The organism is Vannielia litorea (assembly GCF_900142295.1).
Taxonomy (GTDB): Bacteria; Pseudomonadota; Alphaproteobacteria; order Rhodobacterales; family Rhodobacteraceae; genus Vannielia; species Vannielia litorea.
This window is the reverse complement of the sequence record NZ_FSRL01000003.1, coordinates 1-1,179: the sequence shown is the minus strand read 5'-3', so window position 1 is coordinate 1,179 and position 1,179 is coordinate 1. Positions and strand designations below refer to the sequence as shown.

General features: G+C 66.0%; 1 protein-coding gene. It reads left to right on the top strand.

Annotated elements, in window-relative coordinates; genetic code table 11:
* On the top strand, window positions 1-1,176 hold a 1,176-nt coding region (tuf, locus tag BUR94_RS20245), incomplete at its 5' end, for an elongation factor Tu (protein ID WP_074258270.1).
* Window positions 1,177-1,179: the final 3 nt, after the last annotated feature.

Below are 1,179 nucleotides of genomic sequence, written 5' to 3'. Positions count from 1 at the left end.
ATGGCTAAGGAAAAGTTCGAACGCAACAAACCGCACGTGAACATCGGGACGATCGGGCACGTTGACCACGGGAAGACGACGCTGACCGCGGCGATCACCAAGTATTTCGGCGACTTCAAGGCCTACGACCAGATCGACGGCGCGCCGGAAGAGAAGGCCCGCGGGATCACGATCTCGACCGCCCACGTGGAGTACGAGTCGGATGCGCGTCACTACGCCCACGTCGACTGCCCCGGCCACGCCGACTACGTGAAGAACATGATCACCGGTGCGGCCCAGATGGACGGCGCGATCCTGGTGGTGAACGCCGCCGACGGCCCGATGCCGCAGACCCGCGAGCACATCCTGCTCGGCCGCCAGGTGGGCATCCCCACCATGGTCGTCTACCTCAACAAGGTGGACCAGGTGGACGACGAGGAGCTCCTCGAGCTCGTCGAGATGGAAGTGCGCGAGCTGCTCTCGAGCTACGAGTACCCCGGCGACGACATTCCGATCGTGAAGGGCTCGGCCCTGGCCGCCCTGGAAGGCCGTGACGAGGAAATCGGCGAGAAGTCGATCCGCGCGCTGATCGCCGCCGTCGACGAGTGGATCCCGACGCCCGAGCGCGCCGTGGACCAGCCGTTCCTGATGCCGATCGAGGACGTGTTCTCGATCTCCGGCCGCGGCACGGTTGTGACCGGCCGTATCGAGCGCGGCGTGGTGAACGTGGGCGACGAACTCGAGATCGTCGGCATCAAGGCGACCACCAAGACCACCTGCACCGGTGTCGAGATGTTCCGCAAGCTGCTCGACCGCGGTGAGGCCGGCGACAACATCGGCGCGCTGCTGCGCGGCATCGACCGTGACGCGGTGGAGCGGGGCCAGGTGCTCTGCAAGCCCGGCTCGGTGACCCCGCACACCAAGTTCGAGGCCGAGGCCTACATCCTCACCAAGGAAGAGGGTGGCCGCCACACCCCGTTCTTCGCCAACTACCGCCCGCAGTTCTACTTCCGCACCACGGACGTGACCGGGACGGTGACCCTGAAAGAGGGCACCGAGATGGTGATGCCGGGCGACAACGTGTCGTTCACCGTTGAGCTGATCGCCCCGATCGCCATGGAAGACGGCCTCCGCTTCGCCATCCGCGAAGGCGGCCGCACCGTCGGCGCCGGCGTCGTCTCCAAGATCATCGAGTGATCT